This window comes from Stenotrophomonas sp. ZAC14A_NAIMI4_1 (assembly GCF_003086915.1).
GTDB lineage: Bacteria > Pseudomonadota > Gammaproteobacteria > Xanthomonadales > Xanthomonadaceae > Stenotrophomonas.
This window is the reverse complement of the sequence record NZ_CP026002.1, coordinates 4,681,056-4,698,328: the sequence shown is the minus strand read 5'-3', so window position 1 is coordinate 4,698,328 and position 17,273 is coordinate 4,681,056. Positions and strand designations below refer to the sequence as shown.

Below are 17,273 nucleotides of genomic sequence, written 5' to 3'. Positions count from 1 at the left end.
CGGCAATAATCGTCCGGTGGCCTGTGGACAGGCGCGACAACGCGCCCAAACACAGGCCTGAAAGGGGGAAATGGATGGCTCAGACTACCACCGAGCGCCCGGCTTCGGAATGCTTGTCCCCTACTTATTCACAAAAACATCCACAGCTATTGCACAGCCCCATGAATTCGCGTAGTCACAAGGGGTTGACGCGGGGGGGGAGACCTCTCTAGAATTTCCGGTTCTTTCCCGTCCCATTCATACGAGAGGCCCACATGGCCACCAAGCGCACCTACCAGCCCAGCAACCTCAAGCGTAAGCGCGACCACGGCTTCCGTGCCCGTATGAAGACCGCTGACGGCCGCAAGATCCTGTCGCGTCGCCGCGCCAAGGGCCGCAAAGTCCTGAGCGCCTGATTGCCATGCCGCACATCGCGGCAGACGCAATCCCTTCGACAGTGAATACTGCAGACCCGCGCAAGCGATTCCCTCGCTCTGCGCGGGTTCGCACGCGTGCCGAATATTCAACGGTCTTCAACGGCGCCCGCCGTGTGTCCGATCCGCTGATGACCCTGCACTGGCTGCCGGCTGACCGGCCGGCCAGGCTGGGTCTGGCGGTTTCCCGCAAGGTTGATCCGCACGCCGTCGGGCGTAACCGGATCAAGCGCGTCCTGCGCGATATCCTGCGTCAGACACGAACCGACATCCAGCCAGGCGACTTCGTCGTCGTGGCTCGCAGTGCTGCGCGTTCTGCCAGCAATGACGATATCCGTCAGGCGTTCCTGCGCCTGCTGCGGCGCCTGCGTGCATTGCCCGCGCCCGCCGTGGACGGCACAATGCCGCCGCCAGATGGCACTGCATCTCCCTCTTTGACCGAGCCGGCATCGCGTCCCGGCACCGCCGAGCCTGCCCGCTGATGAACCAGACCCGCGTATTCCTTATTTTTGCCTGGCTGATGGTGGCCGTGCTGCTGTGGATGGAGTGGAGCCGTGAAAAGGCTGCACCGACTCCGGCACCGACCACGACGTCGGTCCAGGCCGCCGCACAGAGCGTTCCAGGGGCGGCCCCGGGCAGCATCCCCAGCGCGCAGGTCCCCGGGGCCCCCGGCCAGGCCGCGGTGCAGGCCCAGGCCAGCGCCACCCCGGCTGCCCAGCGCGTGACCGTCACCACCGACGTGCTGCGCCTGGTGCTGGACGGCGGCCGCGTGCTCGACGCCGAGCTGCTGCAGTTCCCGCAGTCCAAGGACGAAGGCAGCCCGCCGGTCCGCCTGCTGACCGAAGACCCCGCGCATCCGTACAGCGCGATCAGCGGCTGGGCCAGCGAAGACAAGAACACCCCCGTGCCGGGCGCCGATGGCTTCAAGCTGGTCGGTGACGTCCGCGATTTCGTCCTGGCCGATGGCCAGAAGGAACTGCAGATCCCGTTCGTGTGGACCGCCGACAACGGCGTGACCATCAAGCGCACCCTGACCGTGTCGCGCAACGAGTACGCCGTGCGCTTCAAGGACGAGGTCAGCAACACCGGCACCACCCCGTGGAACGGCTACGTCTACCGCACCCTGGACCGTACCCCGACCATCCTGTCGCGGAACATGACCAACCCGGACTCGTTCAGCTTCAACGGTGCCACCTGGTACGACAACGACAAGAAGTACCAGCGTCGTGCGTTCAAGGATTACCTGGACGATGGCGCGCTGAACCAGAACATCACCGGCGGCTGGCTGGCGATGCTGCAGCACCACTTCTTCACCGCCTGGATCCCGCAGAAGGACCAGACCGCGCACTACGTGCTGTCGCAGGTGGCCGGTCGTGACCTGATCGAAGCGCGTGGCCCGGCCTTCACCGTGGCCCCGGGCCAGTCCACCAGCACCGAAGCCCGCCTGTGGGTCGGCCCGAAGCTGGTCAACCAGATCGCCAAGGAAGACGTGCCGGGCCTGGACCGCGTGGTCGACTACAGCCGCTTCTCGATGATGGCGGTGATCGGCCAGGGCCTGTTCTGGGTGCTGAACCAGGTGCACAAGCTGGTCGGCAACTGGGGCTGGGCGATTGTCGGCCTGGTGGTGCTGCTGAAGCTGGTGCTCTACCCGCTGTCGGCCGTGCAGTACAAGAGCGGTGCGAAGATGCGTCGCTTCCAGCCGCGCATCGCGCAGCTGAAGGAACGCTATGGCGATGACCGCCAGAAGTTCCAGACCGCGATGATGGAGCTGTACAAGAAGGAAAAGATCAATCCGATGGGCGGCTGCCTGCCGATCCTCATCCAGATGCCGATCTTCTTCGCCCTGTACTGGGTGCTGGTCGAGTCGGTCGAACTGCGCCAGGCGCCGTGGCTGGGCTGGATCCAGGACCTGACCGCCCGCGACCCGTACTTCATCCTGCCGGTCATCAACGTGGCGGTGATGTGGGCCACGCAGAAGCTGACCCCGGCACCGGGCATGGACCCGATGCAGCAGAAGATGATGCAGTTCATGCCGATCGTCTTCGGCTTCATGATGGCCTTCATGCCGTCCGGCCTGGTCCTGTACTGGGTGGTCAACGGCGGCCTGGGCCTGCTGCAGCAGTGGTGGATGACCAAGCGCCACGGCGGCGAGCCGCTGCCGGCAACCACCGCACCGGCTCCGGTCAAAAAGAAATAACCCGGGTAGAGTCGACTGTCAGTCGACTGGCGTTGGAACAGTCGACCAACGGTCGACTCTACCGACGCTGACCCCCGCAGAAGCCCGCCGCAAGGCGGGTTTTTCGCATGCAGGGGTAGAATCGCCCGCACACCGTGTCCCCATCCTCCGAGTCCGCCATGCCGCGTGCGTCGTCGTTCCGCCTGTTCCTGCCCTCGCTGCTGTTGACCCTGGTCGTTGCCGGCTGCGGCGACAAGGAGGGCAAGGCGCCCGCCGCCGCCGTCACCCAGCCCAGCGCGCAGGCCGCCGCCGCCGCCGACCCGGCCGCCGCGCCGCTGCTGGCCGCGCTGCAGAAGCAGCTGGACGGCTACCGCCGCATCATCGTGCTGCTGGCCGACGAGGAACAGCAGTCGGCCGCCGACCGCGGCACGTCCACGCGCGTCGGGCAGCAGCTGTTCCACGATGGCCTGGAACAGCGCACGGCCATCGCCGCGCAGTTCGATGGCCTGCTGCGCAGTGGCAGCCCGCAGCGCTTTGCCACCCTCGGTACGGTGCTGGACTACATCGAATCAGCCCCCGAACTGTTCGATGCCGATCGCCTGGCCTTCCGCGAAGTGCTGCGTGACCTGCACGAACGCGTCGGCGCCGACTCCTCGCTGCCGGCCGTGAAGCTGCACCAGCGCATCGGCGAGGACCTGGACGCGCTGGACGAGATCGAGCGCAACTACAACCAGGAACTGACCCGCATCTTCAGCCGCTTCGAGCGCACCCGCGCCATCGAGCTGAAGCGCGAGAAGTGGGAGGACTACATCGCCCACCTGCAAAAGGATTACAGCCGCGAGGCGATCCTGCGCGACTACGGGGTGATCGAGCCGTACCCGATGTCGATGAAGGACAGCGACCGCGAGATCTTCGGCCGCGACCTGCCGCCCAAGACCGTGGTGCTGACCTTCGATGATGGCCCGCACAAGGCCTACACCGATGAAGTGGTCGCCATCCTCAAGCGCTACGACGTGCCGGGTGTCTTCTTCGAAGTGGGCCGCAACCTGGGCAAGGTCGAGGCCGACGGCAAGGTCAGCCTGGGGCCGATGGCGAAGATCAGCCGCAACCTGATGGAAGAGGGCTACGCGGTGGGCAACCACAGCCTGACCCACGCCCAGCTCTCGCGCACCACCGGCGATGCGCTGCGCCAGCAGGTGCTCGACACCGACACCCTGCTGAAGGACGTCGACAGCAAGCGCGCGCCGCTGTTCCGCTTCCCGTATGGCGCGCGCAACGCCGAAGGCCTGCAGCTGCTCAACGAAGCCGGCCTGAAGTCGATCATGTGGAACATCGATTCGATGGACTGGGCCGACCCGGTGCCGGAATCCATCGTGCAGCGCGTGCTCGGCCAGGTGAACAAGGAGCAGCGCGGCATCATCCTGTTCCATGACATCCACGACCGCGCGGTGAAGGCGCTGCCGCAGATCCTGGATCGGCTGATTGCCGATGGTTACCAGTTCGCCGGCTGGAACGGCCGCGACTTCACCGTCGCCCGCGCGCGCAAGGGCGCGGCCAGCGATGCCACCGTCACTACCGGCTACGAGAAGTCGTGGGCGATCGTGGTCGGCATCGACAGCTACGCCAAGTGGCCGAAGCTGGAATACGCCAGCCACGATGCGCAGGCGGTGGCCGATACCCTGACCGGGCAGTTCGGCTTCCCGTCCTCGCAGGTGATCGTGCTGAAGAACGAGCAGGCCACCCGCAACAACATCCTGGCCGCCTTCCACGACCGCCTGGCCGACGACCGCACCGGCAAGAACGACCGCGTGTTCGTGTTCTTCGCCGGCCATGGTGCCACCCGCCAGCTCGCCTCCGGCCGCGACCTCGGCTACATCATCCCGGTCGATTCGGACCCGAAGGAATTCGCCACCGACGCCATCGCGATGACCGACATCCAGAACATCGCCGAGAGCATGCAGGCCAAGCACGTGATGTTCGTGATGGATGCCTGCTACAGCGGCCTGGGCCTGACCCGTGGCGGCCCATCGTCGTCGTCGTTCCTGCGCGAGAACGCCCGCCGCAGCGCGCGGCAGATGCTGACCGCCGGCGGTGCCGACCAGCAGGTCGCCGATGCCGGCCCGAACGGCCATTCGGTGTTCACCTGGGTGCTGCTGCAGGCGCTGGCCGGCAAGGGCGACCTCAATGGCGACGGCCTGATCACCGGTACCGAGCTGGCCGCCTACGTGGCGCCGGCCGTCTCGGCGGTCTCGCACCAGACCCCGGCCTTCGGCAGCCTGCCCGGCTCGCAGGGCGGCGAGTTCGTGTTCCAGGTGCCGGACAGCCAGGAATACCTCAACGCCGATACGCGCCAGCTGACGCCGGATGCCATCGCACTGAACAACAAGGTCGATGCCGCGCAGGATGCCAAGGGCAGCCAGGCACCGGTGACCGTGGCCGACCTGCAGGGTGGCAAGGCCAGGCTGGTGGTGCCCAGCGCCGGCCCGGCCTCGGACCGGCAGCGCGCGCAGCAGGCCAACGACCGCGGCCTGCAGCTGTACCGCGAGAAGCAGTACGACGAGGCCGCCGCGCAGTTTGCCGAAGCGCTGAAACTGCGCCCTGATTTCGCCCAGGCAGCCAACAACCTCGGCTTCGTCTACTACCGCCAGCAGCGCTATGCCGAAGCCGCGCGCTGGCTGGAAAACACCCTGAAGATCGACCCGTCGCGTGCGGTGGCCCACCTCAACCTGGGCGATGCCTACTTCAACGCCGGCGACAAGGCCAAGGCGAAGCAGGCCTACACCACCTACCTGGCCCTGCAGCCGCAGGGCAGCGGCGCCGCCCAAGCGCGCGCGCAGCTGGAGAAGCTCTGAGCCATGAACGACGTGACCCGCACCGACACCATCGTGGCGATCGCCAGTGCCCCCGGCGCTGGCGGTGTCGGCCTGCTGCGCCTGTCCGGCCCGCGCGCTGCGGTGATTGCCCGCGCGCTGGGCGCACCCACGCTGCGCCCGCGCCACGCGCACTACGCACGCCTGCGCGACGCCGGCGGCGAGGTGATCGACGATGGCATCGTGTTGTGGTTCCCCGCGCCGAACAGCTTCACTGGCGAAGAGGTGGTGGAACTGCAGGGCCACGGCAGCCCCGTGCTGCTGCAGCAGCTGGTCGCGCGCTGCATCGCGCTCGGTGCACGCCAGGCCCGCCCGGGTGAGTTCAGCGAACGCGCGTTCCTCAACGGCAAGCTCGACCTGGCCCAGGCCGAGGCCATCGCCGACCTGATCGCCGCGGGCGACAACCGCGCCGCGCGCGCGGCACGCCGTTCGCTGGATGGCGTGTTCTCGCGCCGCATCGATGCTGTGGTTGAACAGCTCGTACTGCTGCGCATCCACGTGGAAGCGGCCATCGACTTCGCCGACGAACCGCTGGATACCCTGGGCGGCGCGCAGGTGCGGCGCGGGCTTGAACAGGCGCGCGCTGATCTGGCCCTGCTGCGCCGGGATGCAGAACGCGGCCGTCGCCTGCGCGATGGCCTGCACGCGGTGCTGATCGGCCCGCCGAACGCCGGCAAGAGCTCGCTGCTGAACGCCTTGGCCGGCAGCGAGCGCGCCATCGTCACCGACATTGCCGGCACCACCCGCGACACGTTGCGCGAAACCATTCGCCTGGACGGGCTGGAGCTGACCCTGGTCGACACCGCCGGCCTGCGCGACGGTGGCGACGCCATCGAACGCGAAGGCATGCGCCGCGCCCACGTGGAGATCGAGCGCACCGACCTCGCACTCATCGTGCTGGATGCGCGCGACCCCGCCGCCGGTGAAGCCGCGCTGGGTGAGTCTGTGGCCGCCGTGCCGCACAAGGTCTACATCCACAACAAGTCGGACCTGCTGGCGGCATTGCCGGCGCTGGACGACCCGGACCGCGTGTTCGTCTCGGCCGCCACCGGTGCCGGCCTGGAAGACCTGCACGCGCGCCTGCGTTCGATTGCCTCGGCCGGAGCAGGCGAGCAGGTGGACGGCGAGTTCTCCGCGCGCACCCGCCATGTCGATGCGATCGAACGCGCGCAGGAACATGCGCAGCGCGCCGATGGCGAGCTGGTGCACGAGCACCTGGAACTGGCTGCCGAGGAACTGCGGCTGGCGCATGATGCGCTGGGCGAGATCACCGGGCAGATGAGCGCCGATGACCTGCTGGGCAGGATCTTCTCCAGTTTCTGCATCGGCAAGTAGCTGTAGAGCCGAGCCCACGCTCGGCTGAGAGGCACCGGGATCGGGGGGCGGGGTCAGATCCCCGAAGGGGCTCTGACCCCTTGGATTGACGCAATCAACCCTGCATCCCTGGCTGCAGGGCGGTACGTCTTGAGTAAGCGCACAGACCGCGCTAGCGTGCGGAAAACTCTGGCTAGGGAATGGCAGATGCACCCGGACCATCTTTCGTACAGTCACTTCACCGGCCCAGCGCAGCTCCATCGCGCGCTGAACTCGCTGGCAGGCATCATCGAGGGAATCTCCATTGATGGAGAAATCAACGTGGATGAGCGCCGCTTTCTGGGCAACTGGATCCAGGATCACCTGCATCAGCGCCACCAGCACCCCTTCAACGAGTTGATGCCTGTACTTGACCAGGCGCTGGGCGAAGGCCGCATGGACGAAGAGTCAGCGGAGGATCTGCGCTGGCTCATTGACCGGATGCGATCCACCGAGCGGGCCAACGCAACGACGGCCGATCTGCAGCGCCTGCATGCGGTACTGGGAGGAATCGTTGCCGACGGACGCATTTCCGAACGGGAGCTGCGCGGCCTCTCCGAATGGATGGATGAGCATGCACATCTTCAGGGGTGCTGGCCCTATGACGAAATTGGCCACCTCGTTGCGAAGGTGTTGGCTGATGGCGTGGTAGACGCGCAGGAACAGGACCTGCTCAAGCAGTTCTTCAGTGAGTTCATCGTCCTGGCCGACGATCGCACCCTGACCAAGCCCCTGCTGGAACTTGCGGGAAGCCTGGTCGGAATGTGCGCGGTGGCACCGGATATCCACTTCGAGCAGAAGGGATTCTGCTTTACCGGTGCTTCATCCCGAGGGACACGCTCGGATATCCAGGCCCTTGTGACTGCACGCGGGGGAAGAGTGCACCCCACACCGTCGAAGAAGGTCGATTACCTTGTCATCGGCGCGGAGGGAAACCCGTGCTGGAGCTACGCCTGCTATGGGCGCAAGGTGGAGCGCGCTGTTGAGCTTCGCAAGGAAGGCCTGCGCATCATGATCGTGCACGAGCGCGATTTCCACGACGCCCTGGCGGACTGAGTCGTTGGGGTCAGAGCCCCTGCGGGGATCCGACCCCGTGCCCGACACCGCCGGCTGTAACATTCCCGCCGCATACTGACCCCCATCACATACCGCTTGGGGAAGTCGCAGTGAAGTCGTGGGGTTGTGCGTTGCTGTTGTCGCTGGCCGTGGCACCATCGGTGGCCATGAGTGCTGAAACTTCCACCCCGGCCACGGCCAAGGTCCCGGTCTACGGTCACCGGGGCGCCAGCGCGCTGCTGCCCGAGCACACGCTGGCGGCCTACGCGCAGGCCATCTCCGATGGCGCCGACTACATCGAACCGGACCTGGTGATGACCAGGGACGGCGTTTTGGTGGCCCGCCACGAGAACGAGATCGGTGGCACCACCGACGTCGCCGAGCACAAGGAATTCGCCAAGCGGAAGACCACCAAGGTCATCGATGGCGAGAAGGTCGAAGGCTGGTTCACCGAAGACTTCACCCTGGCCGAGCTGAAGACCCTCTACACCCGCGAGCGCCTGCCAGAACTGCGCAGCACCGCCTTCGACGGCCAGTTCCGCATCGCCACCCTGGACGAAATCCTGGCGTTCCTGATGCAGCAGGCCGGCCGTGCCAACCGCGGCATCGGCCTGGTGCCGGAAATCAAGCACCCGACCTACTTCCAGTCCATCGGCCTGCCGATGGAAGACAAGGTGCTGGCCGCGCTGCGCGGCAATGCCTATACCGCCGTCGCGCCAGTGACGATCCAGTCGTTCGAGACCGTCAACCTGCGCTACCTGCGCGGCAAGATCGGCCGTGGCAGCAACATCCGCCTGCTGCAGCTGCTGTGGAAGGGCGATGCCCGCCCGGCCGACGTCGCCAAGGCCGGTGGCACGCTTACCTATGCGCAGATGATGACCCCGGCCGGGCTGAAGGACATCGCCAGCTACGCCGATGGCATCGGCCCGGAGCTGCGTTCGATCATTCCGCTTGAGGCCAACGGGGCGCTGGGCACGCCGACGGCGCTGGTGCGTGACGCACATGCGGCCGGCCTGATGGTGATCCCGTACACCTTCCGCCCGGAAAACCATTTCCAGGCCAGCAACCTGCGCAAGGGTGCCGACAGCGCGCGCAACCCGGAAGGCTCGATCGCCGAGATGCGCGCCTACCTGGCCACCGGCATCGATGCGTTCTTCACCGATGACCCGGCGCTGGGCCGGCAGGCGGTCGATGGCATGGGCGCGGCGGGCAACGCCGCGAACTGACCCGTCAACGCCGCCGGGCACGGCCCGGCGCTACCTGTGTGGTCTGGTAGGTGCCAACCTTGGTTGGCACACAACAACCGCGCCGACCAAGGTCGGCCACTACCGGGTCATGGGGTTGCCGGCCAGCGGCCGGCACTACCCACCCATCAACCGCGCGGCTCGTCCGGCCGGCGGAAGGGGACCACCACGTAGTCGTGCCCCTCGCGCGGCTGCCACAGCACCGGCACGCGGCGCGGCGAGGGCGGCTCAAGCTCGTCGTCGGCCAGCGCCTCGACCTCGTCTTCCTCGTCCTCCCAGCTGTAGTGCTGGCGCGGCGTCATCGGGTCGGCATTGCGGAACAGCAGCGCAGCGATGATGCCGGCGAAGGCGCCGCCCATGTGCGACTGCCAGGACACGCCGTCGGCATGCGGCAGGATGGTCATCAGCATGCCGCCGTAGAACAGCATGCCGATCAGGCCGGTGGCAATGGCTGCGCGGTCGCGGCGCAGCAGGCCCAGGCTGGCCAGCAGGAACATCAGGCCGTGGGTCACGCCGCTGGCGCCCAGGTGCACGCTGCCGGGATTGCCCAGCATCCACGCGCCGATGCCCGAACCCAGCCACAGCAGGGGCAGGGCACGCACGGTGGCTTTCGGGTACACGCTGCCGGCCAAGGTGCCGAGGATCAGGATCGCAAAGCCATTGGCGGCGATGTGCTCGACCGAGGCGTGCAGCATCGGCCCGCCGATCAGCCCCAGCAGGCCCTTGGCCTCCAGCGGTGCCACCGCCCACGGCCGCCAGTCGAAGCTGCCCTGCAGGGCGAACACGGCCACCAGCACCAGCACGGCGGCCAGGCTGACATTGAACGCCCGCAGGATGCGCATGCGGTCGTTGCGGGGGGCCGGCACGTCACCGGCGGGCAGGGGCGTGTTGTTGTCCATACCTCAGCAATGGCGGTGGCCGGCGCGAAACCAAGGCCAGCGCAACGGGAGAGTGGAAGCGGCCGACGGGACAATCCCGCCGGCCGCGTGCCGCAGGCCGGTCAGGCTCAGGCCTGGCCGGCGCCTTCCTTCGGCGGGTACTTCAGGCTGAGCACCACGGTGGCGGCGATGATCGCGGCGACCACGCCCAGCGACACCGGGGTCGGGATCTTGAACAGGTCGATGATCATCATCTTGATGCCGATGAAGCCCAGCACCAGCGCCAGGCCGTACGGCAGCAGGTGGAAGCGGTCGGCCATGCCGGCCAGCAGGAAGAACATCGCACGCAGGCCCAGCACCGCGAACACGTTGGAGGTGAGCACGATGAACGGGTCGGTGGTGATGGCGAAGATCGCCGGGATGCTGTCCACCGCGAAGATCACGTCGGTCACCGCGATCAGGATCAGCACCGCGAACAGCGGGGTGAACCAGCGCTTGCCGTCGCGCATCACGCTCATCGCGTTGCCGGCGTAGTCCGGCAGCAGGCGCAGGTGCTTGCGCATCCAGCGCAGGGCGGGGTTGGTCTCCAGGTCCGGCTCCTGGCCGGCGGCGAACCACATCTTCCAGCCGGTGAAGAGCAGGAAGGCACCGAACACGTAGAGCAGCCAATGGAACTGGCTGATCAGCACGCTGCCGGCGAAGATCATGATCGTACGCAGCACGATCGCACCCAGGATGCCGATGATCAGCACCTTCTGGCGCTGCTCCTCCGGCACCGCGAAGTAGCTCATGATCATCAGGAAGACAAAGATGTTGTCCACCGCCAGGGCCTTCTCGACCAGGTAGCCGGTCAGGAACTCCAGGCCGACCTTGTTGGCCACCACCTGGCCGGCGGTCTCGCTGAGGTAATACCAGAGGCCCGCGTTGAACAGCAGGGCCAGCGCGACCCAGCCGATGGACCACCACAGGGCCTCCTTGAAGGTGACCTTGTGCGGTCCGCCGTGGCGCATCAACACCAGGTCGACGAGCAGGGCGATGATGACCACCGCCACGAAGCCGCCCCACATCCACACATTACCGATCGTCTGCATTGGGAATATCCGTTGGAAAGATGAATGCCAAGCCGGACGGCGAGGATCTGCAACGGAGGATCGGGAGGGGATCCAGGGACAGAGCTTCGCCAGTACGGCGAAGGTCTCGCTCGCAACCCCACGCGGGTGGGATTGCCGTTGCACCGGAGCCTGCGGGCTCGAATTGACGGCGACAACGTCTGGGAGCTACTCCCCTTCTGGGGCCGATTCTGCGGCCTGGCCGGGCCGCCGTCAAATGGGCGGCGGGCCGGGGTCAGAGCCCCTGCGGGGATCTGACCCCGGCGGCCGGTTTACAATAGGCCGATGAATACCCCCCTTCCCGTTGTCCGCCTCAAGAACGCGTGGCGCTCCAGCCACCCGTGGATCTTCCAGAAACTGGTCGAGAAGCCGACCGTCCGGCCCAAGCCCGGTTCCATCGTCGACGTGGTCGGCATCGATGGCGAGTTCATCGGCCGTGGCTTCTACAACGGGCACTCGCGCATCGCCGTGCGCATCCTTGAAACCGACCCGAACGTGCCGGTCGATGCCGGCTGGTTCTCGCGCAAGATCGCCCAGGCGGTCGAACTGCGCCGCGGCGTGCTGAAGCTCGATGCGGTGTCCGACGCCTGGCGCGTGGTGCACAGCGAAGGCGACGGCCTGTCCGGCCTGGTGGTGGACCGTTACAACGACCTGGTGGTGGTCGAATTCTTCGCCGCCGGCATGTTCCGCCACCGCGAGTGGATCTACGACGCCCTGCGCGAACAGTTCCCGGGCTGCCGCTTCCACAGCTTCGCCGACGAACACGTGCAGAAGCAGGAAAGCTTCGACTTCCACGGCAACACCACCACCGAAGCGTCGGTGATCACCGAGCATGGCATCAAGTTCCGCGCCGACCCGGCCGGTGCGCACAAGACCGGCTTCTTCGCCGACCAGCGCGAGAACCGTGAGTGGCTGAGCCAGCAGGTGGAAGGCAAGAGCGTGCTCGACCTGTGCTGCAACACCGGCGGTTTCGCCGTGTACGCCGCTGCGCGCGGTGCGTCGGAAGTGGTTGGCATCGACATCGATGAAGACGTCATCCAGATCGCCAAGGGCAATTCGCGCCTGAACAACGTGCGCCCGAAGTTCATCCAGTCCGACATCTTCCCGTGGCTGCGCGATGCCGCCAACCGCGGCGAGCAGTACGACGTGGTGATCCTGGACCCGGCGAAGATGACCCGCGACCGCGACCAGGTCATCACCGCGCTGAAGAAGTACCTGGACATGAACAAGCTGGCGCTGGGCGTGGTCAAGCCCGGTGGCCTGTTCGCCACGTTCTCCTGCACCGGCCTGGTGGCCGAGGACCAGTTCCTGGACATGCTGCGCCGCGCGGCCTATTTCTCCGGCCGCACGATCCAGATCCTGAAGGTGGCCGGCGCCGGTCCGGACCATCCGTTCATGGCCCACGTGCAGGAATCGCGTTACCTGAAGGCCGTGTTCTGCCGCGTGGTTGATTGATTTCAACGTGTAGAGCCGAGCTCACGCTCGGCTCGCGGTGCCTGATCAGTCGAGCATGGCTCGACTCTACAAATCTGCTGGCCGCAGCGCTATGGTCGGGCTCTTCCCTTTGCCGGTGAGAGCCCATGCCATCGCTGCGTCGCCTGTCCCTGTTGCTTGCCCTGGCGCTGTGCGCGCCGCTGTCCGCCCATGCCATCGAGTTCAGCGCGCAGGAGCTGGCCCGCGCCAAGACCCTGCAGCAGCGCCTGCTGACCCTGGACAGCCATCTGGATACGCCGGCCAACTTCGGCCGCGCTGGCTTCGACATCGAACAGCGGCACGATCACAACGCGCTTTCGCAGGTGGATTACCCGCGCATGGTCGAGGGCGCGCTGGATGGGGGCTTCTGGGCGATCTACACCGACCAGGGGGATCGCACTTCCGCCGCCCACCTGGCCGAGCGCGACCATGGCCTGCAGCGCCTAATGGAGATCCGGCAGATGCTGGCGGCCAACCCCGATCGCTTCGCGCTGGCGCTGACCGCCGATGATGCCGCGCGCATCAAGGCCGCTGGCAAGCGCGTGGTCTACATCAGCATGGAAAACGCCAGCCCGCTGGTGGAAGACCCCAGCCTGCTCTCGTTCTACCATCGCGCCGGCCTGCGCCTGCTCAGCACGGTGCACTTCGCCAACAACGAGTTCGCCGATTCGGCCACCGACCCCAAGGGCGCGGAGTGGAAGGGGCTGAGCCCGGCGGGCAAGGATCTGGTGCGTGCGGCGGTGAAGCTGGGCATCGTCATCGACCAGTCGCACGCCTCCGATGCGGTGTTCGATGACCTGCTGGCGATGATGCCGGTGCCGTTCGTGCTGTCGCACAGCTCGGCCAAGGCGGTCTACAACCACCCGCGCAACCTCGACGATGCACGCCTGCGCCAGCTGGCCAAGGCCGGCGGCGTGATCCAGGTGAATGCCTATGGCGGTTACCTGATCGACACTGCCAAAACGCCCGAACGCAAGCAGGCCGAAGAAGCGCTGAGCAAGCAGCTGGGCGGCTGGGAAGGCATGGGCATCGCCCAGGGCGTGGCCCTGCAGCAGGCCGAACAGGCGCTGGACCACGAGCACCCGGTGCGCCACGCCAGCCTGGACGATTTCTTCGCCCACTTCGAACACATCCTCACGGTGGTTGGCCCCGAACACGTGGGCATCGGCCTGGACTGGGATGGTGGCGGTGGCCTGAGCGACCTGCCCGACGTCAGCCAGTTGCCGAAGATCACCGCGTGGCTGCTGCGCAAGGGCTACACCGAGCAGCAGATCGCCGGCATCTGGGGCGGCAACCTGCTGCGGGTGATGCGGCAGGCGCAGGACTACGCGGCAAAGCAGGGCGGCTGACCGCCCCGAGGAAATGCCGGCCAGCGGCCGGCACTACCGGTGATGCGAAAGCGGTAGTGCCGGCCGCTGGCCGGCATACCCGGTGATCCGGTTATTTCGCGATCAACGCATTGCGGCGGCTGTACAGGAAGTACAGCACCAGGCCGACCACGTTCCAGATCAGGAAATACAGCTGGGTGGTGTGCGGCAGGCTGATGAACAGGTAGATGCAGCCCAGCGCGGCCAGCGGCCCGACCACGAAGGCCAGCGGCGTGCGGAAGCTGCGCTCGCGGTTCGGCTCGCGCACGCGCAGCACCACCAGGCAGATACCCACCGCGGTGAACGCGGCCAGGGTACCGGCGTTGGCCAGGGCGGCGATTTCGTCCAGGCGGGCAACGCCGGCCAGTGCCGACACCACTACGGCGGTGAACAGCGTGGTCGCCACCGGCGTGCCGGTGCGTGCGTTGACCTTGGACAGGCCACGCGGCAGCAGGCCATCGCGGCTCATCACGAAGAAGATGCGGCTCTGCCCGTACAGGAAGGCCAGCAGCACGGTGGGCAGGGCGATGATCGCGACCACGCCGATGAACATCGCCGCCTTCGAGCTGCCGAGCTCGCGCATGATCAGCGCCAGCGGCTCGGCGCTGTGGCCGAACACCGCGTAGCTCATCGCGCCCACGGCGGCCAGCGCCACCAGCACGTAGACGATGGTGCAGCCGATCATCGAACCGATGATGCCGATGGACAGGTCACGCGCCGGATTCTTGGTTTCCTCGGCGGCGGTGGAGATCGCATCGAAGCCGTAGAACGCGAAGAAGATGATCGCCGCCGCGGCCATCACGCCACGCTCGACGCCATCGGGGCCGAGCGACTTGGCAAAGCCATACGGCATGAACGGCTGCAGGTTGGCGGGGTCAAAGGCGGGCAGGGCGACGGCCACGAACACCGCCAGGGCGATCAGCTTGAACACCACCAGGATGGCGTTGAGCGTGGCGCTCTCTTTGGTACCGGCCATCAGCATCAGCGCCACCAGCCAGGTGATGATGATCGCCGGCAGGTTGATGAAGCCACCGGCCACGTGCGGCCCGGCGGCCAGTGCGGCCGGCAGGGTGATGTCGATGCCGAACTGGGTGTGGATCCATTCCAGGAAGCCGACGAAGTAGCCGGACCAGCCGACCGCCACCGTACTGACCACCAGCGAGTACTCGAGGATCAGGCTCCAGCCCACCACCCAGGCGAACACCTCGCCCAGCGCGCTGTAGCTGTAGGTATAGGCGCTGCCGGCCGCCGGCATCATCGTCGACAGCTCGGCATAGGCCAGTGCCGCACAGGCGCAGACCGCACCGGCGATGGCGAAGGAGATCAGCACGGCCGGGCCGGCCAGGTTGGCGCCGACGCCGATGAGCGTGTAGATGCCGGTGCCGACGATGGCGCCGATGCCCAGGGCGATCAGGTGCGGCCAGCTGAGGGTCGGCACCAGGCGCCGACCGGCTTCATGGACAGTGACGGAATCTAGCGACTTGCGCCGGAGCAGGGACATGCAGGCCTCGGAAGGGGATGACTTGGAACGACAAGTTCCCGAGTGTGACCGAACGCAGCGCAGCATTACCACTGACGAGGGTCATACCCGCCAAGGCGCGCGCTGCGCCCCGACCAGGCTGCCGGAATCGGCACAAAACCCGCGTCCCCGATCCCGCCGCTGGGCCAGCACGGTTTCAAAGCCGTGCTCGCGGCCGAAGGCGTGCTCGTCCAGCGTCACCGGCAGCAGCTGCAGGAAATCGAAGCGCCCGGAGGGCAGCTGCTGCGGACCCGGGAAGTGCGGGGCGGGAATGAACACCATCGCCTGCAGCGCGCTGTCGGCGCGGTCCACCGGCATGCCCAGCTTCAGCCGGTCCCATGCCGACAGCGGATCGCCTGGCATGCGCCCATGGCACAGCAGCAGCTGGTAGGCGGTGAACCAGCGCACGGTGGTCAATGCCCAGGGCGCCTCGTCCAGCGTTTCCATCAGCAGCTCGACGCCGAAACCGGAATCCCCATCCTCGTGCGGGCCTTCCCATGCATTGGACAGGCCCGAGCTGACGTACACCCAGTGCCGGCGCTCGCCATGCGGCGGGCAGGCGAACACGCCCACGTGCAGCCAGCGCGGATCGATTTCCTCCTGCTGGAACACCCCATGCAGCAGGTCCATGTCCAGCGGAAAGATGCCCGGGCCGGTGTCGCCGAAATGCTGGCGGTACAGGGTCTCTTCGCGGAATTCCCAGCTGCGTTCGAGCAGGGTGTCGTCATCCATGGTGGTCATCGTGCGTCCGTGGCAGTTGCAGGTGGGGGCTGCAGCATAGCGCGCCCCCACCCGGGCCCTCAGCGGTCCACCGTGGCCAGCACCGCCTGCGGGTAGCGCTCGCCGGCGGCGGCATGCAGCGGGAACACCGCATCCAGCCGCGCGAGCACGCCTGCATCCAGCTGCACCTGCAGCGCGCCCAGGTTTTCCTGCAGCCTGGCCGCGCGCGTGGTGCCCGGGATTGGCACCAGGTGCGGACCCTGTGCCAGCACCCAAGCCAGGGCCAGCTGCGCCGGGGTGATCTCCAGCTCGGCGGCCAGCGCCTGCACCTGTGCCACCAGCGCCAGGTTGCGGGCGAAATTGTCGCCCTGGAAGCGCGGCGAACTGCGGCGGTAGTCGTCGGCCTCGAAGTCATCCGGGCTGCGGATGGCGCCGGTCAGGAAGCCACGCCCCAGCGGCGAATACGGCACGAAGCCGATGCCCAGTTCGGCGGTGGTGGCCAGCACCCCGTTCTGCTCCGGTTCGCGCGACCACAGCGAGTACTCGCTCTGCACCGCCGTGACCGGATGCACCGCATGGGCACGGCGGACGGTGGCTGCCGAGGCTTCGGACAGGCCCAGCCAGCGCACCTTGCCCTGTTCGACCAGGCGCGCCATCGCGCCCACGGTGTCCTCGATCGGCACGGCCGGGTCGACGCGGTGCTGGTAGTACAGGTCGATGTGGTCCACGCCCAGCCGGCGCAGGCTGTCCTCGCAGGCGGCCTGCACGTACTCCGGGCGGCCGTCGATACCGCGCGCCTGCGGGTTGCCCGGGTCCAGCTTCAGGCCGAACTTGCTGGCCAGGAACACCTCGTTGCGGCGCCCGGCGATGGCGCGGCCGAGCAGGCGTTCATTGGTATGCGGGCCATACACATCGGCGGTGTCGAGCAGGGTGACGCCACGGTCCAGCGCCTGCTGGATCAGGGCGATGGCCTCGTCCTCGCTGCTGCGGCCACCGTAGAAGGCGCTCATGCCCATGCAGCCCAGGCCGAGGGCGGAAACGGTGGGGCCGGCGGGGCCGAGGGTGCGGGTCGTCATGGATGGGGAGCTCATCGGC

General features: G+C 67.2%; 14 protein-coding genes. 9 read left to right on the top strand and 5 right to left on the bottom strand.

Features of this window, described 5'->3' with window-relative positions:
• The first annotated feature begins 254 nt into the window (after window positions 1-254).
• The 7 genes from rpmH (at window position 255) to C1926_RS21345 (ending at window position 9,094) form a co-directional block, all read left to right on the top strand.
• Window positions 255-395 (top strand): 50S ribosomal protein L34, encoded by a 141-nt coding sequence (rpmH, locus tag C1926_RS21375; RefSeq protein ID WP_005411729.1) that lies wholly within the window; start codon window positions 255-257, stop codon window positions 393-395.
• 5 nt (window positions 396-400) lie between these two features.
• Window positions 401-895 (top strand): ribonuclease P protein component, encoded by a 495-nt coding sequence (gene rnpA / locus C1926_RS21370; RefSeq protein ID WP_079224447.1) that lies wholly within the window; start codon window positions 401-403, stop codon window positions 893-895.
• Window positions 895-2,610 (top strand): membrane protein insertase YidC, encoded by a 1,716-nt coding sequence (yidC, locus tag C1926_RS21365; protein ID WP_108760588.1) that lies wholly within the window; start codon window positions 895-897, stop codon window positions 2,608-2,610. Before rnpA ends, yidC begins: the two co-directional genes overlap by 1 nt.
• Window positions 2,611-2,768: 158 nt before the next feature.
• Window positions 2,769-5,441 (top strand): polysaccharide deacetylase family protein, encoded by a 2,673-nt coding sequence (locus C1926_RS21360; protein WP_108760587.1) that lies wholly within the window; start codon window positions 2,769-2,771, stop codon window positions 5,439-5,441.
• A 3-nt stretch (window positions 5,442-5,444) separates the two neighbouring features.
• Entirely contained in the window at window positions 5,445-6,794 is a 1,350-nt protein-coding gene (gene mnmE, locus C1926_RS21355; protein WP_108760586.1) for a tRNA uridine-5-carboxymethylaminomethyl(34) synthesis GTPase MnmE, read from the top strand.
• 186 nt (window positions 6,795-6,980) lie between these two features.
• Window positions 6,981-7,868, top strand: coding sequence for a BRCT domain-containing protein (locus C1926_RS21350; protein ID WP_108760585.1), 888 nt, complete (start codon window positions 6,981-6,983; stop codon window positions 7,866-7,868).
• A 110-nt stretch (window positions 7,869-7,978) separates the two neighbouring features.
• Entirely contained in the window at window positions 7,979-9,094 is a 1,116-nt protein-coding gene (locus C1926_RS21345; protein ID WP_108760584.1) for a glycerophosphodiester phosphodiesterase, read from the top strand.
• Window positions 9,095-9,240: 146 nt separating this feature from the next.
• Here C1926_RS21345 and C1926_RS21340 read toward each other — a convergent pair whose 3' ends face one another.
• Window positions 9,241-10,011: a rhomboid family intramembrane serine protease gene (locus C1926_RS21340; protein ID WP_108760583.1), complete on the bottom strand. Its 771-nt coding sequence runs from the start codon at window positions 10,009-10,011 to the stop codon at window positions 9,241-9,243.
• A gap of 107 nt (window positions 10,012-10,118) precedes the next feature.
• Entirely contained in the window at window positions 10,119-11,081 is a 963-nt protein-coding gene (locus C1926_RS21335) for a TerC family protein (protein WP_108760582.1), read from the bottom strand.
• Window positions 11,082-11,384: 303 nt separating this feature from the next.
• Here C1926_RS21335 and C1926_RS21330 point away from each other — a divergent pair, with 303 nt between their 5' ends.
• Together C1926_RS21330 and C1926_RS21325 are read left to right on the top strand one after the other, a co-directional pair.
• A complete protein-coding gene (locus C1926_RS21330) occupies window positions 11,385-12,554 on the top strand; it encodes a class I SAM-dependent rRNA methyltransferase (RefSeq protein ID WP_079224439.1) in 1,170 nt (389 codons plus the stop codon).
• A 125-nt stretch (window positions 12,555-12,679) separates the two neighbouring features.
• On the top strand, window positions 12,680-13,921 hold the full coding sequence (locus C1926_RS21325; RefSeq protein WP_108760581.1) for a dipeptidase: 1,242 nt from the start codon (window positions 12,680-12,682) through the stop codon (window positions 13,919-13,921).
• Between the two features lie 91 nt (window positions 13,922-14,012).
• Here the strand turns inward: C1926_RS21325 and C1926_RS21320 are convergent, their stop codons facing one another.
• The 3 genes from C1926_RS21320 to C1926_RS21310 form a co-directional block, all read right to left on the bottom strand.
• A complete protein-coding gene (locus C1926_RS21320; RefSeq protein WP_108760580.1) occupies window positions 14,013-15,440 on the bottom strand; it encodes an amino acid permease in 1,428 nt (475 codons plus the stop codon).
• 81 nt (window positions 15,441-15,521) lie between these two features.
• Complete coding sequence (locus tag C1926_RS21315; protein WP_254057350.1) at window positions 15,522-16,190, bottom strand: suppressor of fused domain protein; 669 nt, start codon at window positions 16,188-16,190, stop codon at window positions 15,522-15,524.
• 68 nt (window positions 16,191-16,258) lie between these two features.
• On the bottom strand, window positions 16,259-17,254 hold the full coding sequence (locus C1926_RS21310) for an aldo/keto reductase (protein WP_108760578.1): 996 nt from the start codon (window positions 17,252-17,254) through the stop codon (window positions 16,259-16,261).
• Between the last annotated feature and the right edge of the window lie 19 nt (window positions 17,255-17,273).

What these genes read in the sequence shown, in the direction of transcription:
- rpmH (WP_005411729.1), top strand. Translation starts at nt 255, where the DNA reads ATGGCCACCAAGCGCACCTACCAGCCCAGCAACCTCAAGCGTAAGCGC.
- rnpA (WP_079224447.1), top strand. Translation starts at nt 401, where the DNA reads ATGCCGCACATCGCGGCAGACGCAATCCCTTCGACAGTGAATACTGCA.
- yidC (WP_108760588.1), top strand. Translation starts at nt 895, where the DNA reads ATGAACCAGACCCGCGTATTCCTTATTTTTGCCTGGCTGATGGTGGCC.
- C1926_RS21360 (WP_108760587.1), top strand. Translation starts at nt 2,769, where the DNA reads ATGCCGCGTGCGTCGTCGTTCCGCCTGTTCCTGCCCTCGCTGCTGTTG.
- mnmE (WP_108760586.1), top strand. Translation starts at nt 5,445, where the DNA reads ATGAACGACGTGACCCGCACCGACACCATCGTGGCGATCGCCAGTGCC.
- C1926_RS21350 (WP_108760585.1), top strand. Translation starts at nt 6,981, where the DNA reads ATGCACCCGGACCATCTTTCGTACAGTCACTTCACCGGCCCAGCGCAG.
- C1926_RS21340 (WP_108760583.1), bottom strand. Translation starts at nt 10,011, where the DNA reads ATGGACAACAACACGCCCCTGCCCGCCGGTGACGTGCCGGCCCCCCGC.
- C1926_RS21335 (WP_108760582.1), bottom strand. Translation starts at nt 11,081, where the DNA reads ATGCAGACGATCGGTAATGTGTGGATGTGGGGCGGCTTCGTGGCGGTG.
- C1926_RS21330 (WP_079224439.1), top strand. Translation starts at nt 11,385, where the DNA reads ATGAATACCCCCCTTCCCGTTGTCCGCCTCAAGAACGCGTGGCGCTCC.
- C1926_RS21325 (WP_108760581.1), top strand. Translation starts at nt 12,680, where the DNA reads ATGCCATCGCTGCGTCGCCTGTCCCTGTTGCTTGCCCTGGCGCTGTGC.
- C1926_RS21320 (WP_108760580.1), bottom strand. Translation starts at nt 15,440, where the DNA reads ATGTCCCTGCTCCGGCGCAAGTCGCTAGATTCCGTCACTGTCCATGAA.
- C1926_RS21315 (WP_254057350.1), bottom strand. Translation starts at nt 16,190, where the DNA reads ATGGATGACGACACCCTGCTCGAACGCAGCTGGGAATTCCGCGAAGAG.
- C1926_RS21310 (WP_108760578.1), bottom strand. Translation starts at nt 17,254, where the DNA reads ATGACGACCCGCACCCTCGGCCCCGCCGGCCCCACCGTTTCCGCCCTC.